Annotated in this window: 17 protein-coding genes; 12 read left to right on the top strand and 5 right to left on the bottom strand. The window is 35.2% G+C overall.

The genetic code is table 11. The annotated features are described in order from the left end of the window. Window positions 1-95: 95 nt before the first annotated feature. Together MKL36_RS13660 and MKL36_RS13655 are read right to left on the bottom strand one after the other, a co-directional pair. Window positions 96-974 (bottom strand): MetQ/NlpA family ABC transporter substrate-binding protein, encoded by an 879-nt coding sequence (locus MKL36_RS13660; RefSeq protein ID WP_000732870.1) that lies wholly within the window; start codon window positions 972-974, stop codon window positions 96-98. Window positions 975-1435: 461 nt separating this feature from the next. Then, window positions 1436-3184, bottom strand: a complete 1749-nt coding sequence (locus MKL36_RS13655) for an FAD-dependent oxidoreductase (RefSeq protein ID WP_021510625.1) — start codon at window positions 3182-3184, stop codon at window positions 1436-1438. Between the two features lie 469 nt (window positions 3185-3653). Between MKL36_RS13655 and MKL36_RS13650 the strand changes: the two genes are divergently transcribed. Then, a complete protein-coding gene (locus tag MKL36_RS13650) occupies window positions 3654-4469 on the top strand; it encodes an alpha/beta fold hydrolase (protein ID WP_021510626.1) in 816 nt (271 codons plus the stop codon). 181 nt (window positions 4470-4650) lie between these two features. On the opposite strand, the gene MKL36_RS13645 is transcribed toward MKL36_RS13650, so the two are convergent. Continuing rightward, window positions 4651-6078 carry a gluconate:proton symporter gene (locus tag MKL36_RS13645; RefSeq protein ID WP_050579372.1) on the bottom strand — a complete coding sequence of 476 codons (1428 nt, stop codon included), beginning with the start codon at window positions 6076-6078 and terminating at the stop codon, window positions 4651-4653. Between the two features lie 115 nt (window positions 6079-6193). Here MKL36_RS13645 and MKL36_RS13640 point away from each other — a divergent pair, with 115 nt between their 5' ends. The 3 genes from MKL36_RS13640 (at window position 6194) to MKL36_RS13630 (ending at window position 8755) form a co-directional block, all read left to right on the top strand. Then, the gene (locus MKL36_RS13640; RefSeq protein WP_031222583.1) at window positions 6194-7072 is read left to right on the top strand and encodes a LysR family transcriptional regulator; all 879 of its coding nucleotides are present in this window, start codon (window positions 6194-6196) and stop codon (window positions 7070-7072) included. 80 nt (window positions 7073-7152) lie between these two features. Further along, on the top strand, window positions 7153-8394 hold the full coding sequence (locus MKL36_RS13635) for a D-amino acid dehydrogenase (RefSeq protein ID WP_021510629.1): 1242 nt from the start codon (window positions 7153-7155) through the stop codon (window positions 8392-8394). A 1-nt stretch (window position 8395) separates the two neighbouring features. After that, window positions 8396-8755: a RidA family protein gene (locus tag MKL36_RS13630; RefSeq protein WP_021510630.1), complete on the top strand. Its 360-nt coding sequence runs from the start codon at window positions 8396-8398 to the stop codon at window positions 8753-8755. 244 nt (window positions 8756-8999) lie between these two features. Here the strand turns inward: MKL36_RS13630 and MKL36_RS13625 are convergent, their stop codons facing one another. After that, window positions 9000-9554 (bottom strand): hypothetical protein, encoded by a 555-nt coding sequence (locus MKL36_RS13625; RefSeq protein WP_001220175.1) that lies wholly within the window; start codon window positions 9552-9554, stop codon window positions 9000-9002. A 724-nt stretch (window positions 9555-10278) separates the two neighbouring features. Further along, complete coding sequence (locus MKL36_RS13615) at window positions 10279-11436, bottom strand: tetratricopeptide repeat protein (RefSeq protein ID WP_005111735.1); 1158 nt, start codon at window positions 11434-11436, stop codon at window positions 10279-10281. Window positions 11437-12702: 1266 nt separating this feature from the next. Between MKL36_RS13615 and MKL36_RS13610 the strand changes: the two genes are divergently transcribed. The 8 genes from MKL36_RS13610 to MKL36_RS13575 all read left to right on the top strand — a co-directional run bounded on the left by MKL36_RS13610 (window position 12703) and on the right by MKL36_RS13575 (window position 20107). Further along, window positions 12703-13911, top strand: coding sequence for a tyrosine-type recombinase/integrase (locus MKL36_RS13610; protein ID WP_005242948.1), 1209 nt, complete (start codon window positions 12703-12705; stop codon window positions 13909-13911). Window positions 13912-14112: 201 nt separating this feature from the next. Next, window positions 14113-14355 carry a helix-turn-helix transcriptional regulator gene (locus tag MKL36_RS13605; RefSeq protein ID WP_000155629.1) on the top strand — a complete coding sequence of 81 codons (243 nt, stop codon included), beginning with the start codon at window positions 14113-14115 and terminating at the stop codon, window positions 14353-14355. A 140-nt stretch (window positions 14356-14495) separates the two neighbouring features. Next, window positions 14496-16526: a phage NrS-1 polymerase family protein gene (locus MKL36_RS13600; RefSeq protein WP_086374216.1), complete on the top strand. Its 2031-nt coding sequence runs from the start codon at window positions 14496-14498 to the stop codon at window positions 16524-16526. A gap of 662 nt (window positions 16527-17188) precedes the next feature. Then, entirely contained in the window at window positions 17189-17905 is a 717-nt protein-coding gene (locus MKL36_RS13595; protein ID WP_021511472.1) for a hypothetical protein, read from the top strand. 35 nt (window positions 17906-17940) lie between these two features. Next, entirely contained in the window at window positions 17941-18372 is a 432-nt protein-coding gene (locus MKL36_RS13590; protein ID WP_004998933.1) for a DUF5681 domain-containing protein, read from the top strand. Then, window positions 18372-18692, top strand: coding sequence for a hypothetical protein (locus tag MKL36_RS13585; RefSeq protein WP_021511471.1), 321 nt, complete (start codon window positions 18372-18374; stop codon window positions 18690-18692). Before MKL36_RS13590 ends, MKL36_RS13585 begins: the two co-directional genes overlap by 1 nt. Then, entirely contained in the window at window positions 18685-18864 is a 180-nt protein-coding gene (locus MKL36_RS13580; RefSeq protein WP_021511470.1) for a hypothetical protein, read from the top strand. Before MKL36_RS13585 ends, MKL36_RS13580 begins: the two co-directional genes overlap by 8 nt. A gap of 98 nt (window positions 18865-18962) precedes the next feature. Beyond that, window positions 18963-20107, top strand: a protein-coding gene (locus MKL36_RS13575; RefSeq protein ID WP_085944219.1) for an IS3 family transposase whose coding sequence is annotated in 2 segments (ribosomal slippage) — window positions 18963-19227 and window positions 19227-20107 — 1146 coding nt in all. Because the reading frame shifts where the segments join, the coding sequence is not laid out codon by codon here. The last annotated feature ends 61 nt before the right edge of the window (window positions 20108-20168 follow it).

Genomic DNA, 20168 nt, shown 5'->3' with positions numbered 1-20168 from the left:
AAATTTTAATTGAAATACAATGTACTAAATAAAATAAAGCTAAGCTCCGATTACCGTAGCTTAGCTTTGCAAAATAATTTTAATTAAAAAATTACTTATTTGATGTCTGCAAATTCAGAAACAGGCTTGTTCACTTCAACTTTTGTGCCGCCAAATTTTTCATTTACAAACTTTTGAACTTTAGGTAAGTGGTAAAGTTCACCAAGCTTCGTATAGATCGGGTCATTTTTGTTCGCTTCAGCAACACCCAATAAGTTGACATAAAGCTTAGTAGACTGATCGATTGGCTCACGGAAGATTGCGTCTTTCATTACATTGAGGCCACCCTCAAGTGCCAATGTATTACCGAGTACAATCGCATCCACATCGTTTTTAACGCGAACTGCGGTTGTCATTTGAATAGGTTTTAATTGTAAGTTTTTAGGGTTTTCAGCGATATCATTCACTGTCCCTTTTACAGGGTCAAAACCTGGTTTAAGTTTAATTAATTTAGCAGACTGCAATAATGTTAATGCACGAGCTTCGTTAGCAGTATCGTTTGGAATTGCAATGGTAGCACCTTGCGGGAACTCATCAACGGTTTTAACTTTATTTGCATAAATACCCATTGGTTCCAAGTAAGTTGTCGCAACAGCAGCAACTTTAGCTTTATTTGAAGCATTATAAGCTGCCAAATAATTGAATGACTGAAACGCATTTACATCTTGTTCGCCACTTGCTACAGACGTATTGAGCACAACATAGTCAGTTAAATTGGTCACTTCGAGTTTAATGCCCGCTTGAGCAGTTTCAGGAAGTGTTGCTACGTATTTCCATACGTCCGTATCAGAACCTGTTGAAACCAGTTTAATTGTACGAACTGACTCAGTTTTATCTTTGGCTGCTGCTGTATTTTCAGTTTGTGCAGGTTGCTTATTACATGCAGTCAGTGTCAGTACAGAGGCACTGAACAGTACGCTAAATAATTTTTTCATAAATATATCCTAAAATAGGAAACGCCTACTCTAAATCAGAGTGAGACATTTCCAACCATTGGGTCGAAATGCAATATTTGGCTGGATATAATTTCCAGATATAGGGTTTAGAAGCCTGATTTCAGCATCATTCCTTCCGTGAATTTGCACGCTGAACAATAGAATTATGTTTTGAAACAGTTTCTAAATATGGCCTCATCATATATCAATAAATGAATATTCTACAAATAACTTGTTCGATTCTGATATATAGGCCTCTTATTGCTAAGATATTGAAAACACAAAACATATTATATAAAGATAGTAATTTTGGTTAAAATATATACCCGCTTGATTTATATGAAATTTTCGGCATTTATTAGCAAGATTTAAGCTAAATGAAGTTGTAATTTTTATTTTAGGCATAAAAAAGCCCCTGCTTTTAACAGGGGCTTTTAGAATTTGGCGGAAGCAGTGAAATACTAATTCAAACTAAGTATTGATGAAATTGCGCTGTATAACTCATTATCTGCCGATTCAATTACGTTGCTTTGCCAAGCAATATAGCCATCTGGTCTAATCAAAATACAATCATTTTCATCATTAGTCCAAGAGCGAGAAAGTTCTCCATAAGAGTCTTCGACATCTCTTTTTGGGCCTACCTGTATAACTTTAATATCCAAGTTGAGCTGTCTATTCAGGTTGTCTACAGCAAGTTTCCATTTATCACCTTGTAACCAACAAAACAGCGTAAACTTTCCATTTCCAATTAAATCTAAAGTTGAGATTTTTCTATGATTTTTGAGTAACCATATATGAGGGAGTTTATGGCCAGGAGTAAATGAGGGATAGTAATAAAGATCTTCATCTCGACAAGAATCTAGTTCATTTTCAATATTATGTTCTGCCCCAATAATTGCAGATGAATTATACCGCACATTAGTTTCTACCCCTAAAGCAGCAAATTCATAAGCTTTATATTTAATTGCAGATCTTAAATCACGGCGTTTAACAGCACCTTTTTCATTACTCTCACTTAAAGCATTAATGCTTTTTTGCATTGTCTCTGTACTGTACTTTCCATCTAAATCTAAAGCAGAAAATATGGTAGAGAACTCTCTAACACTTTGATTTGCTCGTTTAACAATTCGCTCACCAACAGGTGCCCTTTCATCATTATAACTGTCTAATAAAGCACGACCTGCTTTGCCATTTAATACAAATGCTAATTTCCAACATAAATTATAAGCGTCTTGTATAGAAGAATTTGAACCTAAACCATTAGAAGGTGGATGACGATGGACAGCATCACCAATACAGAAAACTCGACCCTTCGAATATTGCTCTGCATACATTTCATTGACTGTCCATAACGACTTACTACTTATGCTTATTTCAATGTCGTTATCGCCAATAAGCTGTTTGCAAATCGCGACCGCCTCATCATCGGTAAGAGATGGCTCTTCTTTTTCAATGTTATACCCCCAAACAATCTGCCATTCATTCCAAGGTCTGACCATACGCAACAACCCCAACCCGATCCCGCCAATGTTTGCTCCAGGTTGTATAATCCACCAGAGGTAGCCAGGTCGATGCGAAACGTATTTTGTTAAATCGGCTTTAAAAATAATGCTGATACTGCCACTTTTCCCCATTTTACCAGCCATAGGTAAATCTAAATCTTTTACGATTTGGCTGCTTGCACCATCAGCTCCAATTAAATACTTACATCGGATTAAGTATGTTTGTTTAGTTAATCTATCTAAAACAGTGACAGTTACACCATCCTCATCTTGCACATGAGATAAATATTCCGTATCAAATCTTGGATGACTCCCTCGTGATGCTGCATTTGAAACTAAAATAGGTTCAAATAGATGTTGAGGAAGATCGCACTGTTCACAGGGACTCGCTTTAGCATATTCTGACATTCTTTCTGGATGATTCATTCCATAAGGAAAGCGTCCAATTTCATCACCCGTTAAAGATGTGCAATAAACAACATCTCCCATAACTTCTTTTGGTGCTGCTTTTGCGATTACTTCATCTGAGATCCCCAAGTCTCGAACAATTTCCATAGTTCTTTGACTGATATAATGAGCACGAGGGCTGTTTGCCAACCATCTATATTTAGTTATTATGATATTTCTAATTCCATAACTACTTAACATAAGTGCAGCAGAAGAACCAGCTGGACCACTTCCAACAATTAAAACATCAGTTTCTAACATTTTTATCCTATTACTTACATATTTTGACAGCTAAATAGTTATTACGTGTATTTAAAGCAAATAACCATTTTGAATATAATATTGCTTCTAAAAACTCTTTTAGATCATGGAGGTAAAAACTTCACAACATTAAATATTAAATGAGTCTATAAAAGTTATAAAGCAGACTCTTATATCAACATAGTTCAGTCTTTTATAAATATGGCAAAGTTTAAATAAACCAAATGATCTAGAGTCTAAAATAAATATAACATTTAGATTTTATTGGTAGCATTGGCAAATCTATACAGAATATATCTTTTAGATAGGTCTAGGCCTCTGGTTCAATTTCTAATTTTTTAAGCAGATTTTTTTATTTATTAAAATTCTATGAGCTATACTTTTAAAATAAAATTATGAAGTAATCATTATTTCAATTGTACTTTATACAAATGAATCTTATTAACACGATCAATAGGAATTATGAGTTATGGAAAAGCAAGACATGATATCGATTGTAGATAGATATTTTTCTAATACGATTTCTAATCTAACAAATTTTCCAATACATAAGCTAAAAAATGATCCTACTGAAAATGAAAATTCTTTCTTCTTTCTACATGACTTTGGTACTTATGAATTAGAAGCTAAATTCAATTATTGTGATGGTTTTCCACAGAAAATAGCTTTACTGATACATGGCGGAAATTCTGATTTAAGTTCTTTAAGTCCTTTGGAAAATCTACTTAGAAGTAAAAATATTGGAACGCTTTCATTCAATTTAAGTGGCTTAAATAATACGAGTGAAACGAAATCATCTTTATCTCAGAACATAAATGAAAGTATGGTTTTTTACAGACTTTTAAAAAAGGTGGATATAGTTATTGGATATAGTTTAGGCGGTTATATTGCAATTAATTTAGCGAAAAAATTTCAAATTGATCGATTGATTTTATTATGCCCAGCGATATATTCAGATCAAGCAGTCAAAAAAATGTATGGAACCGAATTTAAGGATGAAATCTCCAAACCTTATAGCTTTTACTCATCATCGATTTGGCTTTTTTTAATGGAATATAAAAGAGAAATCACAATAGTTTATGGCGAGTTAGATGGTATAAAAACAGATAATGGAAAGTCAAAAGGATTTTACGAAATAAATGATATTACAAATTACTCTCCTATTCCCTCTGAAATAGTCCAAACCTTAAAAAAAATTTCTATGCGAAAAGCTAACTTTAATTTCATAATTGAGAAAGATAAAGATCATTATCTTTTAAAAAATATCAGGAATTATAATATTTAAAAAACTGATTAGGTTGGACTGCAAAAATCCTCTTCTTGTTAAAAGCTGAGAAATTGAATTTTGAACTCCTACTTATCTTAGGCGCAGATATTATCTTCGCAAAAATAAAGCCCCTTAAACTTTCTAGATTAAGAGGCTTTTGAAATTTATTTAAATAAGAAATAGCTTTAATTTTTAGGGGCTAATTCAAAATCTGAAACAATACTGCAAAGAGTAGAATATTTGCGATCACTATGGCCCAACCACCATAGAGCATGTATTTCAGTTGACTTGAACGTGCTAAGCCCATTTGACCAAACATATCAGAAGATGGAAAAGGACCAAACCAGTCTACTTGGGAACTTGATAATAGAACTGCTGTAACCGCTACAGGTGGAACACCATTTGCCAGTAAAATTGGTCCAAAAATTTTATTGGTAAAGGTCATTTGTGCAACAGCTGCCCCTGGAATATGCCCCACAATATTAAATAAGAAAATACCAAAACACAGCATAGCAGGACTTAAGTCGACCAAATACGGTGTCGCATTATCTAATAGTGTTTGATAAGCATTGAGTTTTTCAACAAGAACTAAAATTGGATTGTATAACCAGTAAAGAATAAACATCCATACTAATTTACCGCATCCCTCATAGAGTGCTTCCAAAATTTGTTTAGGACTAAACCCCGCCACTAACCCAGTTAATGTGGCAACAGTAAGCATCACAATAATTGCAAAACTAAAGCCTGCTTTAAAAATAATTCCAAGAATTGCCATCACGATAATTGTGCCAATAAATACAATCGCTGCACGTTTACTTCTTTTCAATTCAGAGGCACTTTCTATTTTTTCAGAAGGTTCTAAGAAATTTTCATTATAGGTATATTTTCCGAAAGTCCACTTTTGGATATAGCCAGACATGAACCAACCTGTCAGAAGTGTGACAACACTCATAGGGATGGCACAAGTGCTCAAATATTGCGGATAGGTCAAACCTCCCAACTCTAAAATAGTCACTGTACTTGGTGTAAAAGGTCCTATAAAGAGGCCGACAGAACCTGCTGTCATCAAAAGTAATGCAACTGTAGGCGGTGTTAAACCAACTGCTGCCGCAATGGGAATAATGACAGCAACAATAATGGCATTACCACCTGCCATAGTCCCCAATGAACCGCAAATAACAACTGATGAAATCATGATGCCAAGTTTGACGCGAGGAATACTTGAAAGCCCAACTTTATTGACAATAAATTTGACCAATTCTTTCGCTGCACCTGTTCGGTTGGCGACTTCACCAACCCCAGCACCTAGCATAATAATAAGACCTACAGTCGCAATAAATGAGCCCGTAGACTTTGCAAGAATTCCGCCTAATTCAAACACACTGGTGGATGTCATTATCACGCTGATAATAATTGCAATAATAACAGCAAGGACAATATCGAGACCGATAACAGTTAAGAGCGCCAAGGCAAAAATGGGCAATAACCCAATTAAACCAACCTCCTCTATTGGCAGGCCTTTTGCGTAAAATGCTAAAGCAAAGCTAAGAATCATAATGGTGATAAGGGCAATATTTCTAGGTGTCCTTATATTAGGTATTGTTATAGAAGATTGCTCAACTGACATATGTATCACTCCTTGATCATTGGGCATTGAATTTCATCCCAATTTACAAGGGTTCATTGACATTAAATAATGAATTCTAATAGATTACCTATAACTATTAGTTATGTGCTCATTTATGAATCTTCGACACCTAGAGATATTCTATTTAGTCATGCTTTTTGGTTCACTCACAGAGGCAGCATCATCGTTATGCATTTCACAGCCTGCCGCAAGTAAATTGCTCAAACATGCAGAGCAACGGCTTGGTTTTGCTCTATTTAAACGGGTCAAAGGAAAATTACAGCCCACCAAAGAAGCCTATACTTTGTATGATGAAATTAAGCCAATTTATGAAAAAATAAATGAATTAAATAAGTTGACGGATAATTTAGCAAGAAATACTCAAGGGCAAATCACACTCGGATGTTTACCCAGTTTAGGTTTAAGCCTCATTCCCAAATTAACTGTAAAATTTCTAAAAAAATACCCTGATGTTTTTGTCAATATTGGTACCGATCATACTCAAGCCTTAGAGCAAAAATTATTAAGACGTGAAATTGATATTGCGGTGACATTCCAGCCCCATACTCAGCATGGCATTATTGCTACGCCTGTTCTGGAAATTCCTCTGGTTTATATTGATTCTCAGCCTATTAGCTCAAATCAAGATATTCATTCAATTGATGAAAATAGGTGGATTCAACCCTACGCAGATTCCCTCATGCAAGTCGTAAAAAAGTACAGAACATTTAATAAAAGTATTGTGAATGTACAAACTTACTATATGGCGAGTGAACTGGTACGCGAAGGTTTAGGGTGTAGCATTACCGATATTTATACTGCTGCACACTCCTTACCAAATCATATGATTCATCCAGTAAAACCAAGTTTATCTACCACAATTTATATTTTAAAAAATGCCAATGTAAGTACGAACAAAGCGACTGAAGATTTTATTGAATTAATAAAAAGAGAAATTGCTTCGATGACACCATCGGTTAACCAAAAGTTATGAGTACTATATAAAAACTCATTTGTTTAACCCTTTTTCTTCTTCTTTAATACAAATGTGTGTTGCAAATATAGCATGGAAGAATGAAAAAACATGTCGTTGTCATTGGTGGTGGAGTCATTGGTTTAAGTACAGCCTATGCACTTATTCAAGCAGGTCATAAAGTTACAATAGTGGAAGCGAATGACAAGATTGGTTGCCAGACAAGTTTTGCAAATGGTGGTCAACTCAGTTATCGCTATGTTGCACCTTTAGCGGATGCAGGCGTTCCATTTCAGGCGCTGCAATGGTTAGGAAAAGCCCATTCGCCTTTAAACTTTAAATTGAATTTTTCACCTCTTCAATGGTCTTGGTTATTCCAATTCCTCATGGCATGTAATCGTAAAGACAATATTGTGAACGGCAATCATATTTTACGGTTATCCCTATATAGTCAAAGTATTATGTCTAAATGGCGCGATGAAATTGATGATTTTGACTGGATAAAATCAGGAAAAATGATCATTCATCGCAATGAAAAAGCTTTTAAAAAAGCAGCAACAGGAATAGATCCAACTGTACAAAAAGTGCTGTCATCTGAAGAAACAGTTCAACTTGAACCTGCATTGAAAGGTATTGAAGCTACATTAGTAGGTTCAATTTATACACCTGATGATGAAACAGCAGATTGCTACAAATTTTGTTTAGCTCTGTATAAAGCACTAGAAAAGAGTAGCAACTTCACATGTTTATATGCACATGAAGCGACAGGTTTTTTTGTAGAAAATAATAAAATTACTGCAATTGAAACAAATCAAGGACGTATAGAAGCAGATGAATTTGTCGTTACTGCGGGCAATGGCAGTACTGCAATTTTTAATATGGTGGGTATTTCAGTCCCAGTTTATCCATTAAAAGGATATAGCCTAACTTTACCATTTCCAGAAAAAGCCAATGTTGTACCCAATATGAGCGTAACCGATTATGCAAATAAAATTGTATATGCAAAATTGGGGAATCAACTTCGAATTGCCGCAATGGTCGATATTGGCTATCAAGATATCTACATTCGAAAAGAGCGAATAAATGCATTGAAAGATACAGTACGAACAACATTTCCCGATTTATTGGGTGTAAATACTGCACAAGAATGGGGTGGTTTACGTCCATCCACCCCTACAGGTTTACCCATTTTGGGTCGCACGAAATATTTGAATTTATGGGCAAATATTGGCCAAGGTAGTTTAGGTTTCACATTGGCTGCTGGTTGTGCCATGGTCATTAGTCAGTTAATTAGCCAAGCAACCTCGCCAATTATATTAGATGGTTTATCTCTGGAGAAATAAAATGAGTCATGATATTCAACGTATTGATACAAATCCACGATTATCAGGTTGCGTGCTTCATAACGGTTTAGTGTATGTTTCCGGTCAAGTTCCAACAACTTTGGATGCTGACGCTAAGCAACAGACTTTAGAAGTTCTAGCAAAAATTGATGCTTTACTGGAACAGGCTGGTAGTGATAAAAGCCATATTTTAACTGCACAAATTTGGATTAAAAATATTGCTGAAGATTTCGCAGTGTTCAATGAGTGTTGGGAAGCATGGTTACCGGATGGTGCAGCACCAGCACGCGCTGCTATCCAAGCAGATTTGGCACGTCCGCAAGTATTAGTAGAAGTAATGGTTACGGCGAGTATTAAATAATATTTGCTTTAAATAAAGCCAGTGAATTTACTGGTTTTATTAATTTTATCTTGAAATATAGCTAATTATTAATCCTATACTACATATATAAAGGTAGTATCAATAATTTGATCCTTAGTAGAAACTTTATAAATTGATTCCAACCTGCCTATTAAACTAAGGTAAAGTAACCTTTCAAACACCAGTATGACAATGCTTATTTCCCCTCCTTAATTAAACTTCAAATAATTTTATTGAACTATACTTACAAGAAACAATCACTTTGCATCTTTTTTGATTTAAAAAAATGATTAAATGCATCCTTTTGCTGTAACCAAGGCGACACTGTTTCCCAATTTTGCTTATTAATATTTTGCCAACGAGTCAATCTTTCGGTGTGATAATTTTCTCGTTCAATTTTATTTTTATATAACTGTAGAAACTGTAATTGTAAACATAGCCCACGGACACTTTTATCTTGATAAATTGAATACTTTGAATATCTATTCAATGTCTCTATCAATTTTTCCCCATCTCCACTTTGATATAACACTCTCAACCCATTCAGATCATTAAAGTAAATTTCATCATTAATAGCATTAAGTGGTACATTCTGTTTTAGCAAAGCCTTATATAAAGCATGTTTATATGCCAATTCTTGCCAATAAGATGCCATTAGAATTTCCTCACCGATTGCCAAACGAGCTTTTTCGGTATCCTTAGGGTAAACAATAAAAAAATAATACAATCCTAGAAAAATAATAAACATCAGAATGATTGAGGATAACCGCCAATAATTTGTCCCTTTTATAATTCTCATTCAAAACCTTTCCAATATGACTCTTTCAAAATTAAATACGATGTGGATTCTATATAAAAAAATCCCATAAGTGATCAATTGAACATATGGCTGATGTACTTCAAAATAAATTGGTGACCCTCCTGTTTCGCTTATTGAATCTTATCAACTAGGTAATTATTGGAACATATACAGCAGCAGAAAAAGATAAATACACACTAAGATCTGGATCAGCTTGAACCTCTAACTTTAGTGCATAGGATTTAAACCCTGACCGAACATAAAATTCTAAAGCAGTTGGATGTTCAAAAGTACATGGATGGACCCAAAAACGTTGAATAATTTTATGCCAAGCAAAAAAACACTAACTCTGTTTCTCACACAATCCCCAAATCCTCCTAGTGTCCTAAATATACATGCAACTCATTCAATATATAGCCATAATACTTTAAATATTGATTGATACTATATCGACCGTTAGGCTTGCCAACTTATGATGACAGTCTGATAAGAATTGAATATTTCATCTGTCAAACATACATGACAGCGGCTTGTTGGGTCATTACCATTAACAAGCAATGTTTGTGTAAACATTGTTTGTTAATGAAACCGAAATAAATTGAGTAGAAATCCCTAAATTAGTGAAAACAGGTTATAAAAAAACCACGAGAATTAGCTCGTGGTTCTTATGATTTGTGGTATTTGGACGGTTTTTAAAGATGCACTTTCATTCAACCTAAAGAAATTAACGTTGCTCCATACGACGAATTGCTTCGACATAAGTAGCTGAAGATTTAAAACGATTAGCAAGGCGATAGTATTCTAATGCACGTTCATACTCGCCGTTGTTTTCATAGATGCGACCAATGTTGTAGTTAGAATAAGCACGTACATTATCATTTGTTGCAAGTGCGATTGCTTTTCGATTTGCCCATAAAGCTTCCGAAGATCGGCCTAATTTTTGATAAGTGACTGCCAAATTACTATATGTCTGCCCTACATTGGGATTTAAATCAATCGATTGCTGATAAAACATAGCCGCACGTTCGTAGTTATTATTTTTATATAAAATATCTGCTTTAAGATTTATTGCTTTAGCTCGTGCTTGATTTCCAGCAGATACTGGAACAATTGCAATTCGAGTAGCTTCTTGCTGGTAATTAGACACACTTGAACCAATGTTTTCAGCACCAACCTTAACACTTGAAATTTGGTTAATATCTTGAATCTCACCAGTTGGAGAAATGCGAAATACAGTCCACAAATTACCCGTTTTATTTATTGGTACTTCGTAAGATCGGATGAGAGATTTACCAGTATATACCATAACTTTGGCTTGACTATGACTGAGCCCATTTGAGCCTGGTTCATCTCTATTACTGAAATCATGCACAGAGTAAACATAGTACTGATCACTTAAACGCTGATCTATAGTAATTGTTTCTGGACCATATGAATCTCTATCATCCACATCCAGATTAGCTTGATGACCTTCTTTATTAGACCAATAAATATGCTGATTGGAATAGTTCAAATGGGAGTCTAAATCTAGTGGTTTTTCTCCCCAAGTCAAGACAATACGCATGCTGCCTAACTTCGTTTGCACTGGGCTTAATGCATAAGTTAGACCATCACAAGGACATTTAGCAACTAAAGTGGAGTAACCTTCTTTTTTTATAATCAATAAACTATCTTGGTTATCAATAATACTCTCTATACTGGCTCTTCCTTGAACATTAGTATGCGTTGAAGAAGAAGTTTCACCATTTTTTTGTAAAATAACTTCCGCATTATTAATAGACTGATCTTTTACTGTTGCACTCAGAACTTGAATATTGATTGGAGATCCAAAAACAATTGTACTTAGACTCAGTAAACTCATAAACAATATAGATTTTTTCATACGAATTAAAATTTCCTTATGGATTCTAGCAACTTAAATTAAGTTTTTAATAAAATAGCTAAACTAGTTTTGATAATATATCATTAAGTCTATTCATCCCAAAATCCAGATAGCCCTATTATTATAACTAGAGAAGTCATTTCTATTCACTATAACGTCTACTATTCTCTTCGAAAATAGCCAACAATTAAATTTATTATCCTTATATTTAAATACAAAAGAGTCAGATAAGTAATTATCAGTCATAATGCACTTTCATTTATTTTTTAAAATATATTATTAACAAGAGCTCTCGTCTATACAAAGTTTTTTCAATTGAAATCTCACACAAAGGTTTATACCTACTTCTAATCTATCAAATGAAAAAAGAAGAACTAAAAAATGCTGATTAGATAAAAACTTTTATATAGAGCAGCAGGATGCCTTTCATACTGCTTTTTATATATGATTCAATAATACTAAACTTCAGCATTGCAAATAACATATCTAGTTCTTTAATTTAAAGACAAAAAGTTAACATCAAGATCAAAAAATCTCGTAATTTCATTGTTTGCATCACATTGAAAATAAAAGACTATTTCTTGCCTTTATTTTGGATTAAATGCACTATATTTTTATTCATATGGTTAACCTCTTTCAATTAGGATTTTAATCAGCCTGAATACAAATAAAATAAAAGATAAGTACGTCATCAAATGACGCTATATTAGCTTTAAAGAATCCAAACGATTAAGAAATCTGCAATTCATGTGCTTCTATATAGGTTTTGAAAATTAATAAATGAAGTTAGAAAATGCTTAAAGGAATCTAAACGTCAATCCAAAGCCATCTGAACTGTTCTTATTTTAACTATTCCAATCTAAGTTTTAATGTGGGGTAGAATGAGGGGTAAAATAATAGATATAAAAAAGCCCCTACTTTTAACAGGGGCTTTTAGAATTTGGCGGAAGCGGTGAGATTCGAACTCACGGAGGACTCACACCCTCGTCGGTTTTCAAGTTATTGGGACTTACACTTTACTGGGCTTTATTAACATTTAGTAAGCCATACATTCCTTTACAAAACAATGCCTTGAAGCTATATTTTGTTTTATGTAGCTTGTTTATGCTTTCCCTGTATCGCTTACAAATTGCTTACGAGTTACAGTGCAAAAAAGGCAAGCGACTACGCCAATAGCCCTTGCCTGTGGTTATATCCCTACTAGGAAACAACAAATGAATCATACTACATTTATCGCCAACTACAATGTCGGTGAGGAGTTCTATCATGCCTAAGTTGACTAAGAGCTTCATCGACAAATACCCTGCACCAATCAGCAAAGATAAATTTGAATGGGATACTGAATTAAAAGGTTTCGGTATTCGAGTTACCCCTAAAGGTCGTGTTAGCTTTATTGTGCAAAACCGTGTTAATGGTCGCTCGGAACGTATTACTATCGGGCAGTATGGTGTCTTTGCCCCTGACCAAGCACGTGACATTGCCCGCGAGCATTTACGCACAATGCGCATGGGTACAAGCCCAACAGCACAGGCAAAAGCACATGCATTAATGTCTATTACATTGCGTGAAGTTTGCGACTCTTACATTAAAGACAGATCGCTTAAAGAAAGTTCACAAAGTGAAATTCGCAGACATGTGACCACAAGTTTTGAAGCATGGCAGGATACTCCTATTGCAGCCATAAACCGTGAGGATGTGAATAAACGCTACAACCAACTTAAAGAACATGGTTTACGTGGTAATGCCCCTGCACCTGCCCAAGCTAATCAAGCATTCAGTGTATTACGAGCATTAATTAATTACGCAATGGATGAATATAGAAAGGAAGATGGCACACCATTAATTCAGGAAAACCCTGTAAATATTCTTAAAAAGAAAATGGTGAAATTAAAACCTCGTACCAGTCGTATTCCTGATTCTAAGGTAAATGATGTTTGGAATTACCTGTGGTCAACAAGGGAAACTGCTTTTAACCGTGAAACTCTAGCAAGCATTGATTTAATCATTTTCTTAATGCTCACAGGCGCACGATTAGGCGAAGCTCGTTCTTTAACTTGGGATAGGGTCAATTTGGAGGAAGCATGGTGGCATATACCCGACCCTAAAAACCACAATCCTGTTTATTTACCCTTATCAACTCAAGCAATAGAGCTGCTCAAAGCTAGACCTAGAACAGAGGGTTCACCTTTTGTTTTTGCTTCATGGTCAAAGTCAGGGCACATTATTGACCCTAGAGATTCATTGAAACGTATGAGTGAAGTTGCTGGAACACCAATTACAGCACATGACCTTAGACGGACGTTTACCACAATAGGAGTGGCGCATTGTGGTATTGATTTAAACAAGGTTGAATTGCTGACAAACCATGTACCTAAAGGGGTTACAGCAATTCATTATTTAGAAACTACGCACTTGCAATATTTACGCCCCGAAGTTCAGCAAGTGGCTGATTGGATTGATAAAAGTAAATCATAAAAAATCATTTGTGCATTAACATAAAACATAATATAGTTGTTTTTAACTGCAAACACCTCGCTTAATATTTACGTAACATGGGTTACATTATTAAGCTTGTATCTATCATGGGATAGAGGCTTCAAGGTTAATTTAAACTTGAGCTATCTGTCCCTTTTTTTATTGCATGTCAGATAGCTCATTACTAAAGGAACTTTTGACATGACTATTTCAGCAAACAATCATAAAGATTTACTGACGACTAAAGAAGCCGCTTCATTACTTGGCTTTAAAAAGAACACCCTTGAAATATGGCGTACTAAAGGTAAAGGGCCACAATTTATTAAAGTGGGATCAGATACCCAGTCACGTGTCCGCTATTTACGTTCAACCTTAATGGCATGGCTTGAAGCACAAGCGCATTCGAGTACGTCTTCGTATTCAGTTCAAACCTCCGACAAATAATTAATTTTCTGTTCTAAACCTTAAACGTATTGCGCTTATTGAAACCTGTGTCCAACACCTCTCCCGACCTAAGCCTATCGTAAACATACAATCAAAAAAAAAGACTGCCGAAGCAGTCTTTTTGATAGGAATAAACTGGCATGAATAGCTTAAACCGTACCCCTATTTTACCACAGCAAACTACGCAAGGCAGCCAAGCCCCACAGCAAACCTCTGTCATTATTAATGATTCAAATCTGTGGGCTAATATTCCCGAGGAATTAAAAGAGCGTGCTCAATGGGCTGTAAGTGGAGCAAGTAAAGCCCCCCTTTATGTTGTAGATGGCAATCCCGTTCCTGCTAAATCAAATGACCCTACCACATGGATGAACTTTAATGATGCTTGTACCTTTGCATGGAACAATCGTGGCAGGGTAACGTCACATACGGACAAACACGGTATTGAAGTAAAACAGCAAGGTTATAGTATTGGATATATGCTTAGCGCAGAAGATCCATTTACCTGTATTGACTTGGATATTAAAGCAGATACCCCACAAGAACAGTGCGATCGTGCAAGCAGCATTATAAAAACTTTGAATAGTTATACTGAGTATTCTCAAAGCGGAAAAGGCTTCCATATATGGGTTTACGGTAATATTGGAAAAGGACTCAGACGTGATAATGTAGAAATATATTCTCAAGAACGATTTATTATTTGTACTGGTAATACTTTAAAAAGTGAACCCATTAAGTATAAGAAAGACATATTAGATAATATGGTTTCACAGCTACAGGATGAAAAAGGAAAGTTTGAACCACTGCCCGATCAACCACAAATTGAAAGTGATGACTCGATTATGGAAAAAGCTTGGAATGCAGGAAATAAAGAAAAATTTCAAGCGTTATGGTTTGCTGACTTAGATAATGATTCAGAAGCTATTGGTCTTGACCACAGTCAGGCTGATTTATCTTTAATCCAAATGCTTGCATTCTATACCAATAATAATGATCAACTTATTCGCTTATGGCATAAATCAAACCTTGGAAAACGAATAAAAGCAAACCGTAAAGATTACATTGAATCAACAATTAGAAAAGCGCGTCAAAATCAAGCACACGATGAGTACGAAGCAAATATTGGTAAAAAAATAGCAGACAATCTACTCGCAAGATATAACGCTCAAAAGCCTATCGGTATAAATAAATTTATCCCAACAAACCTATTAGATGTAATGAACCGACCTCCTATGGAATGGTTCGTTCAAGGTGTATTACCTAAAAAAGGACTAGCCACAATTTACGGCTTACCTGCTACTGGAAAATCATTTCTGATGCTTGATTTACTTTTTGCAATTTGCAAAGGTGAAGAATGGTTCGGAATGAAAACAAAGCAGTCTAAAGTTGCCTATATTAATCTTGAAGATATACATGGTATGGGAAATCGCTTACATGCTTATCAGGAAAGAAAAGGTTTAATCCCTGATAATGACTTTTTATACTATGAAATTTCTTTAAACTTTAAAGAGAAAGATCATGTAGAAGAATTAATTAATTCTATTAAAGAATATGCACCAAATTGTGGTTTAGTTTGTATAGATACCCTAGCTCAATCAGCAAATGGCATAGACGAAAATTCATCTACAGACATGGGTATGGTCATCGGTAAACTTAAGAAATTATCATCTGAATTAAATTGTTTAGTGCTTATCGTACACCATTCAGGCAAAATCCAAGGAAGTGGAATGCGTGGTCATTCCAGTTTACTTGGTGCTGTAGACTGTGCAATTGAAATATCATCTAACGGTTCTACAAAAAAATGGAATATTGCAAAATCCAAGAATGGTGCAAATGATATTGAACGACAATTTCATTTAGAACCTATTCCTTTAGGTATGGATGAAGATGGAAACCCCATTTCTTCAGCAGTTGTCACGCCAGTAATTGATATTCAAGCAATGAATAACCACAATAAAATACTAGAAGATCAAAATGAAGATAACAAAAGGATTTTAAAAGTTATTAATGATAATCCCAACAGTAAGCAAAAAGACTGGGGAGAAATACTTGGATTCGAAAAAGCATACCAAATGACAAGAGCGAAAGATGCTCTGATTATAAAAGGCTTCTTAATTGAAAATGGTAAAACAGTTACTTTGACACAAAAAGGACTGGATTTACTTAAAATATAATTATAAAACAATAGGTTGCAGAGTTTCATTAATTTTTCAACTTTCCCTTAAAAGTTGCAAGCATTTTTACCGAGTTGCAGTTGCAACTCGTACTTGCAACTTTACCATTAAACAATTGTTTTTAAATAAGTTGCATTGCAACTTTTATTTGCAACTTATTTAAAAAGTTGCAAAGTTGCACATATACCCCCCCCTTTAGGGGGGTTATGCTAATGCAACTCACGCTAACCACAGCAACAGCTCTTTATATTCACATTCTTCTGTTTATATAAGTTCGTTCATTTCTATAACTTTTTCTTAGTTCAACAGATTACATGCTTACAGCAATAATTATTAATACTGTGGTTAAAAATATGGATACTTACTGCTAATTAAATTATTAAACCCTTTACCCCAAATACAGGTTTAAACATAGCGAAATTAGCACGACTTTCAGGGGTAAATAGCCTCTTTAAGCACTCGGTTGGTACAAAGGTACTGGCTACCCTAAAAACTCGCTTAAAACGGCTATTTTTCGCACTATAAAAATGCTTGTTTATACCCCCATATAATTTGTTATTTGCTGTAAATAATTTGTATCTATTTGATTTCGTCGCCATTTTAATTTGTTTTTCGTATGTTGTAAGCAATAAGTAATTATGCAACCAATATGCGAGTTCAAAATGTCTATATATCCTCTAATTACACCATCACTACATCCCGACAATATCAAGCACCTTCAAGGCTATGATGAAGAAACTGCTTCTTATGTTCACATTGCTGCACAAGCATTGAGTGAAGCCTACGAAGGTATCAATGATATTCATAAAGCACGTGAAGCAAGTAAGCGAAATCCTGTTTGGAATGAAGCAGCTCAATTAATCCAAACTGATGATTTTGCAAATAAGAAGCTTCTTAAAATTACTAAATCTATTGATTCTGCAAATGCAAACCTAAGTAAAAGCATTGCACATATTGAAAAGGAACTAACCACACCTTTGACAGCAGGTGCTAATGACCCTGTGGCTAATGAAATCCGCTCGCATGTTAAAAATATGAATAACAGCAAGCGTCGCAAATTCATTGAAGAAGCACAGCAGAAAAAAGACTTGCAAACACTTCAAGCCCTTTTAGGTGCTCCATCATACCTTTCAGGCTTAACTGATATTGAAGTTCAACATTACACACGTCAACTCCATGAAATTCAAAATCCTGCCTTAGCTAAGCGATTAAAAGTAATGAAGAATGCAGCAACGTTGCTGGGTGAACGTGGTGGCTTGGTATTTAAAGAAGTAGAAAAAGCAGTGGGTAAACCATCACACGTTATTCAAAAACTTCGTAAAGCAAAAAATGAAGCAGAACAAGCATTCATTTTAAATGACCAACGTGTCGATCTTTGAAATTGATAATTAATAGTTTAGATCAAGGAATTGTAATGACCACAAATTCAAAGACTAAAACAGCAGGAAATCCAAATTGGCGTAAGGGGATGAACTCCCCTAACCCACAAGGTCGCCCAAAAGGGATTATTGATAAAAGAATGAAAGTAAATCAATCCCTACTCGCTGATGCTGATGATATTGCCAAAGTAGTGATTCAATCTGCTCTTTCAGGCGATATGCAAGCGGCTAGCTTAGTCCTTTCACGTATTGCGCCAACGCTTAAAGCTCAGACTGAAACAGTCCAGTTTGAATTAGATGCCACAGCAAGTGTAACCGAACAAGCACAATCTGTTTTACAGGCTATTGCTGACGGCAATGTTGCGCCTGATGTGGGTAAACAAATTATTGAAGCAATTAATGCTTTAAATGGTATTCGTCAGATTGATGAATTAGAACAACGTATTAATGCACTGGAGAAACACTAATGAACCTGCCAACACGAGAAGAATATGAATTTTTACGTTTTAAATTTACACAGGATATTGCACATGGTTCACCAAGTGAACGTTTGGTTGCAATGCATAATCTAATGCACATCATGGCATTATATGCTTCTAACGATGAACTTGAGGAAGTATTTATTAAACCCTTATTTGCAAAGCTTGAAGAAAAGCTAAATAGCCCATTACACCCATTTAGCGACTATGTACCTCCTACAGTACCAGTAACGGTTAAAAACATGCTACAGGGGCAACCGTGGGCACAATACCCTAACCCTAATTGTGGTCATACCGATAATGGCTAAGGTATTAAAAGACTTTCAAAGGCGTTTAGCTAAAGTCGAAACCAACAGAAAGAATAAAGCGACTACTATTAAATTAGTAGCCGCTTTTCCACCTATTTTGTCTTATGATGAGTGGGAAGCTATTGCTGTACCACATCAACAACAATTAGTTGACGATACTAAATTCTCCTAAGCATATTTCTTAATATCATATAAGAGGTGGATCAGGAAATTTGAACAACACTTATAAGTGATATTTTGCTCCCCAAATGATGTTATAAACATCAATATATGGAGTATTTTATGGCACGTAGACCAAGAAGAAATCATTCAAATGATTTTAAAGCTAAGGTAGCACTTGCTGCGATTAAAGCAGAAAAAACACTTGCTGAATTGAGTGCTGAATTTGATGTTCATCAAAACCAAATTATCGACTGGAAAAATCAACTGATTTCAGCTTCCTCGCAAGCTTTCGATCAATCAAAAGCTCCAACAGAACCACCCATCGATCTAAAAAAACTACATGCAAAAATCGGTGAGCAGGCATTAGAAATTGATTTTTTAGAAGGTGTGTTGAAGAAACTGGGCCGCTTCAACCACAAAAGTTAATCGATGACTCACTTCAGATTTCAGTATCTAAGCAAGCTCAGCTGCTGAAAGTCTCCCGTGGTTGTTATTACTATCGCCCAAAACCTGTGAGTGCATCAGATCTGAAGCTGATGCGGTGTATGGATGAGTTACATATGCAATACCCTTTTGCAGGTAGCCGTATGATGCGTGATTTGTTGAATCGTCAAGGACATCATATAGGACGACGTCATACACGTACTTTAATGAAGAAAATGGGCATTAATGCGTTATATTGCAAACCAAATTTAAGCCAGGCTAATCAAGCTCACCGCAAATATCCATATCTGCTCAAAGGATTGGCTATTCAGCGCAGTAATCAAGTGTGGTCTACGGATATAACGTATATCCCTATGGCAAAAGGCTTTGTTTATTTATGTGCTGTGATTGATTGGCATAGCCGCAAGGTACTTGCGCATAGAGTATCGATTAGTATGGAGGTTACATTTTGCATAGAAACATTAAATGAAGCTATTGAAAAATATGGTCGACCTGAAATATTTAATACAGACCAAGGCAGTCAGTTTACCAGTGATGCATTTATTGATGTATTGAAATCAAATGACATCCAAATCAGCATGGATGGTAAAGGTCGATGGGTTGATAATGTGATGGTTGAACGATTATGGCGGAGCGTTAAATATGAAGAGGTGTATCTCAAAGCCTACAGCAATGTTTTGGATGCGAAGAAGCAATTAAACGCATATTTTGAATTTTATAATTTGAAACGACCTCATTCGAGTCTGGACAAAATGACTCCAGATGAGTTTTACTATGACCAGCTACCACAACAAAATAAGGTAGCTTAACTAGAGCAGAGTATCACTTATAAATAAGCTTTTAGTTGTTCAAACATGTGGGACCACCTCT

This window comes from Acinetobacter sp. AOR12_HL, assembly GCF_027855275.1.
Lineage (GTDB): Bacteria > Pseudomonadota > Gammaproteobacteria > Pseudomonadales > Moraxellaceae > Acinetobacter > Acinetobacter baumannii.
This window is presented reverse-complemented; position numbering and strand designations above follow the sequence as displayed.

Bases quoted from the DNA above. Each gene is read 5' to 3' on its own strand.
- MKL36_RS13660 (WP_000732870.1), bottom strand. From the start codon at position 974: ATGAAAAAATTATTTAGCGTACTGTTCAGTGCCTCTGTACTGACACTG.
- MKL36_RS13655 (WP_021510625.1), bottom strand. From the start codon at position 3,184: ATGTTAGAAACTGATGTTTTAATTGTTGGAAGTGGTCCAGCTGGTTCT.
- MKL36_RS13650 (WP_021510626.1), top strand. From the start codon at position 3,654: ATGGAAAAGCAAGACATGATATCGATTGTAGATAGATATTTTTCTAAT.
- MKL36_RS13645 (WP_050579372.1), bottom strand. From the start codon at position 6,078: ATGTCAGTTGAGCAATCTTCTATAACAATACCTAATATAAGGACACCT.
- MKL36_RS13640 (WP_031222583.1), top strand. From the start codon at position 6,194: ATGAATCTTCGACACCTAGAGATATTCTATTTAGTCATGCTTTTTGGT.
- MKL36_RS13635 (WP_021510629.1), top strand. From the start codon at position 7,153: ATGAAAAAACATGTCGTTGTCATTGGTGGTGGAGTCATTGGTTTAAGT.
- MKL36_RS13630 (WP_021510630.1), top strand. From the start codon at position 8,396: ATGAGTCATGATATTCAACGTATTGATACAAATCCACGATTATCAGGT.
- MKL36_RS13625 (WP_001220175.1), bottom strand. From the start codon at position 9,554: ATGAGAATTATAAAAGGGACAAATTATTGGCGGTTATCCTCAATCATT.
- MKL36_RS13615 (WP_005111735.1), bottom strand. From the start codon at position 11,436: ATGAAAAAATCTATATTGTTTATGAGTTTACTGAGTCTAAGTACAATT.
- MKL36_RS13610 (WP_005242948.1), top strand. From the start codon at position 12,703: ATGCCTAAGTTGACTAAGAGCTTCATCGACAAATACCCTGCACCAATC.
- MKL36_RS13605 (WP_000155629.1), top strand. From the start codon at position 14,113: ATGACTATTTCAGCAAACAATCATAAAGATTTACTGACGACTAAAGAA.
- MKL36_RS13600 (WP_086374216.1), top strand. From the start codon at position 14,496: ATGAATAGCTTAAACCGTACCCCTATTTTACCACAGCAAACTACGCAA.
- MKL36_RS13595 (WP_021511472.1), top strand. From the start codon at position 17,189: ATGTCTATATATCCTCTAATTACACCATCACTACATCCCGACAATATC.
- MKL36_RS13590 (WP_004998933.1), top strand. From the start codon at position 17,941: ATGACCACAAATTCAAAGACTAAAACAGCAGGAAATCCAAATTGGCGT.
- MKL36_RS13585 (WP_021511471.1), top strand. From the start codon at position 18,372: ATGAACCTGCCAACACGAGAAGAATATGAATTTTTACGTTTTAAATTT.
- MKL36_RS13580 (WP_021511470.1), top strand. From the start codon at position 18,685: ATGGCTAAGGTATTAAAAGACTTTCAAAGGCGTTTAGCTAAAGTCGAA.